Here is a 3467-nt window from a genome sequence, read left to right on the forward strand (position 1 = left end):
CTTGCTGGTTTGAGAGATGGCCCAGGGCGCGCTCAATAGGCCTCGGACATGCTCGCAGATCGCATTCTCAAAGCCGTGGTAGCCCTGCGCGCGGCAGGTCATCGGATCGAGGCAGTGCCCGGCGCAACCAACATCTATCGGATCGACGGTGGCGAGGCGGTGACGGGCGCGGTCGTATTGGCGCTGGCCATTCGGCTTGGGCTGATGGATGCGCCGGGCAGCGATCGGTGATGCCGCTGCCAACCAAGAGCGGCGCTCGCCCCCGCCACGACGTCCGCCCGCGCGTGCTCGCCGCGCTCACGCCGGAGCCGGCGACCGCTACCGAGATCGCCGAGCGCGCCGGTCTGCCTGGTCGGGAGCGAACCCTGCACGCGAGCCGTGCCCTTGCCCGCCTGGAGGCGGACGGCCTCGCCGTCAGGGGTGGGTCACCGCAGGTGCCGCGCTGGTCGGCGACGGCATCTCCCGCTTTCGCACGATCCGCGCCCGATCCCGCAGGGTGACCATGTGCGTCGGCCATTCCCGACAGGCGGCTTCGAACGCGGCGATCGCCAGAGCCAGCGGATAGATGGTGGCGAGGTGCAATTCGATGCTGCCGCCGACCTCCTTCCAGATCTCGATGGTGTAGGGCACGCCCGGCGGCACCGGCGGGATCTGCTTCAACGGCTGCGGCAGTGTGATCGCGGCGAGGCACAGGTGCTCGTACTTCCGCGCGGGCAGCGCTCCGGGCGCGCGCTGATAGCGGCACGAGGCCGTGAGGTGGCGCAGCAGGTCGACCGTCGAGATGTTGGGTCCAAACCGCTCAAGCAGGTTCGCCACGCTATAGCGCCCCGAGCGCTTGCAGGAGGCGCAATCAATCCACACCCGGCCAGGCGGCACATCGCCCAGGCGCCCCATTCTGGTGCTCCTACATCCGCGAACGGATATAGAACAAAGCCGACGCGGCGACGGGCTTCAACCGGCGTCGGTGGGGGCGGTCGAGATCGTGGTGGAGCGCTGTGGATGGCGTTGAAAACTGCGCGTCGCCGCAGGCGCTTGCGCTGACCGGTGGGGCGATTGACGTGATGGACGCGCAAAAGGCCTACCTGCAGGCGCTGAACGACGTGCGATCCTGGCACCGTTGGCAGATCGGGCAGGGCCGGACTGTGGTGCTACTGCATCACTCACGGATGCGTGATTTTCGGACACAACCGAGAAACGCCGGCGACTCAACTTCCAATGCGAGGGAGTTGTCAGATGCCAGACCAGACGGGGGAACCCCGCACCCGGGCCGTCGATCGAGCGCTGCTCGTTGCGGCCTTCATCTCGTTCGGGTTCGGCATGGTCGCGATGGTGAGCGGGCTGATGAAGTAGGCGAGGCAGTCGCAGTCCGAATCGAGTGCTCTACATCGCCCACATACCTACGCTCGGCCTAACGCTCCCGCTCCGCATCTGCATTCTCGATGACGCGGCCTGCGTCGAGGATGCCAAAGGCCGGCGGACCGGGTTCGTCGCCTGGTCAGACGGTGGCGGTGACGCCGGCGATGAGCCGTTCACGCGGGCCGAAGCCATCGAGCAGGTCCGTCTCATCGCGAGCGCATGGGCCGCCGCTTTGGTCAGCGGAGGCACGCTCGATACCGGCCCGGCTCCCGAGGCTGGCGCTGCGGCGGCCGAACCGTCCCCGGAGAATTGAGGCTACTTCCAAAGCCGCCTGCATCATCTTCATAGAGCAGAACGACGAGGGCTCAGGGGGGGCCTTGAGATCGCTCAGGCGCTCAATCTGGTCACGCCAGGAGGCGACGGTTCAAGGAGCGAGTCAAAAAAATGGCCAAGGCTAAAACCAAAAGTGAGTCGTCGGATAAGACACCTTAATTAAAGAAACTATGGGCTGTAAAATTATATCCAGACCTAAGAACGTGACGCCCAGCACAAAAGAAATTACACTTACGCGAAAAGCAAACCCGACTTTTTTATCTAAGTCGTTCGCTCTGTCTCTAGCAGAAGCACCCATCTCATCGGGCCACATGCCGGCTCTTGCACTCCAATAAGTACTCCAGTCCTCTAGTCTCCTTCCTTGATAGCCCATGTATTTCGTCGCATAAATAACGCCTAATGCAAATAATATGAGCGAAGAACCTAGCACTAATTGGTCAATACGAATGGGAGGCGATCCTGCCGCAGCGAATGTCAATGTTGCTGTAGATGCTCCGCCATTGATCAAGATAAGTATCTGTCCCGTAGCTTGTGTCGTAGCGTTCGCCGCTTTAGTATCTTCAAGCCCTCTTTCAGCGGCATAAGCCGTTTTATCGAATTCAGCCATACCACCCCCCCTACTAGGATCACTCTAAATTATCCCAGCGCAGACGGTTTGCAAGCTACATAATCGACAATCAATTACGCCGAACTTGAATCCCCTTAGAGATTAGGTTTGCAAGATGCACAATCGCCGTATTATCGCTCTAGCTCTTGTATTTATTTCTGCTTACCCCGCTGATGCCGCAACAATCAAATACAAATGTCTAGCTGATGGTAAGACGCTATATGCAAAAATTGACGATACAAATAACACATTGGCATGGAAAAGAAAAACTTTCAAATTAACCGAAACAGATGAGTGCGCGAAATTCGGTTGGCGCGCCGAACGTAATGGCGAAGGTTTCAATTTTTGTACGGCGACACAAGGTTACGCTGAATTTCAAGAAGGTGGTAAGCTCATTCGATGCGACCAAAGCCGTTGAGCAATAGGCTTAGCCACCTCATCAGCTGTATATGCGGACGGTATAATCGCCTATAAAATTGTTTCGTACATGACATCGCTCGGCCCCGCCCCGATCTGTTCACGGGGCGGGGGAGCGTCCGATCTCACCAGCGTGTGAGCCGAGCCGATACGCAACGCGGCCCAACAGCAGGATAGCGAAAGGGGGGTTATCGGACCGTCAGCGGGGCCGGCCGAACTTTGTTCCGGAACAGGCTGCGCAGGAGACGGAAGGGCAAACTCACTAGCCGGTAGGCCGCGTGGGCGGCCATGACGACGACGACGGCCAGTAGGGCCAGCAAGGTGTTGCGCAACGCAGGTACTCCCAGCGGCATGAGCACGGCGGTCCGCCCCCACCATTGCCCTCAGCTGACGCGCCGATCGCGGCGGGATTGTGAGCTACTCAGCCATCCCTACCAGCATGGTTGATAAACCCGGCTTGCAGCTTGATCGGGTAGAGGGTGCCCCGCGGGTGTGGATCCGCGGGGCCGTTGTTAAATCACTCGCCGCTTGAGGCCGCACGGCTGCCGGTGGCACAGTGCGCCCCATGCCAATCCGACCGGAGCACCGCTTCTTCTACCCCATCGACTGGGCACAGCTCTCGGCCGTGATCCGGTTCGGCCGGGCGAGAGGCTGCTGCGAGGGCTGCGGGCGGCCGCACGGACGCAAGGTCTACCACCTTGGTGAAGGTCGCTGGTGGGATGCCGACGCCGGCGGGTGGCGCGATGGCTGGGGC

5 protein-coding genes and 1 pseudogene are annotated in these 3467 nt (G+C 60.8%); 4 read left to right on the forward strand and 2 right to left on the reverse strand.

Annotated features, from left to right (window positions below):
- Nucleotides 1-48: 48 nt before the first annotated feature.
- Nucleotides 49-231: a hypothetical protein gene (locus MKK75_RS19685; RefSeq protein WP_244044211.1), complete on the forward strand. Its 183-nt coding sequence runs from the start codon at nt 49-51 to the stop codon at nt 229-231.
- A 183-nt stretch (nt 232-414) separates the two neighbouring features.
- Here the strand turns inward: MKK75_RS19685 and MKK75_RS19690 are convergent, their stop codons facing one another.
- Nucleotides 415-894, reverse strand: a complete 480-nt coding sequence (locus MKK75_RS19690) for a hypothetical protein (protein WP_244044212.1) — start codon at nt 892-894, stop codon at nt 415-417.
- Between the two features lie 481 nt (nt 895-1375).
- Between MKK75_RS19690 and MKK75_RS19695 the strand changes: the two genes are divergently transcribed.
- Nucleotides 1376-1669 carry a hypothetical protein gene (locus MKK75_RS19695; RefSeq protein WP_244044213.1) on the forward strand — a complete coding sequence of 98 codons (294 nt, stop codon included), beginning with the start codon at nt 1376-1378 and terminating at the stop codon, nt 1667-1669.
- Nucleotides 1670-1810: 141 nt separating this feature from the next.
- Here the strand turns inward: MKK75_RS19695 and MKK75_RS19700 are convergent, their stop codons facing one another.
- Nucleotides 1811-2296 carry a hypothetical protein gene (locus tag MKK75_RS19700; RefSeq protein ID WP_244044214.1) on the reverse strand — a complete coding sequence of 162 codons (486 nt, stop codon included), beginning with the start codon at nt 2294-2296 and terminating at the stop codon, nt 1811-1813.
- Nucleotides 2297-2411: 115 nt separating this feature from the next.
- On the opposite strand from MKK75_RS19700, the gene MKK75_RS19705 reads away from it, so the two are divergent.
- Both MKK75_RS19705 and MKK75_RS19710 read left to right on the forward strand, forming a co-directional pair.
- The gene (locus tag MKK75_RS19705; RefSeq protein WP_244044215.1) at nt 2412-2714 is read left to right on the forward strand and encodes a hypothetical protein; all 303 of its coding nucleotides are present in this window, start codon (nt 2412-2414) and stop codon (nt 2712-2714) included.
- Nucleotides 2715-3278: 564 nt separating this feature from the next.
- Nucleotides 3279-3467: pseudogene (locus MKK75_RS19710) on the forward strand (hypothetical protein); the annotation flags it as partial.

The sequence above is a fragment of the Methylobacterium sp. J-030 genome (genome assembly GCF_022829545.1).
Classification (GTDB): domain Bacteria; phylum Pseudomonadota; class Alphaproteobacteria; order Rhizobiales; family Beijerinckiaceae; genus Methylobacterium.

What these genes read in the sequence shown, in the direction of transcription:
- MKK75_RS19685 (WP_244044211.1), top strand. Translation starts at nt 49, where the DNA reads ATGCTCGCAGATCGCATTCTCAAAGCCGTGGTAGCCCTGCGCGCGGCA.
- MKK75_RS19690 (WP_244044212.1), bottom strand. Translation starts at nt 894, where the DNA reads ATGGGGCGCCTGGGCGATGTGCCGCCTGGCCGGGTGTGGATTGATTGC.
- MKK75_RS19700 (WP_244044214.1), bottom strand. Translation starts at nt 2,296, where the DNA reads ATGGCTGAATTCGATAAAACGGCTTATGCCGCTGAAAGAGGGCTTGAA.
- MKK75_RS19705 (WP_244044215.1), top strand. Translation starts at nt 2,412, where the DNA reads ATGCACAATCGCCGTATTATCGCTCTAGCTCTTGTATTTATTTCTGCT.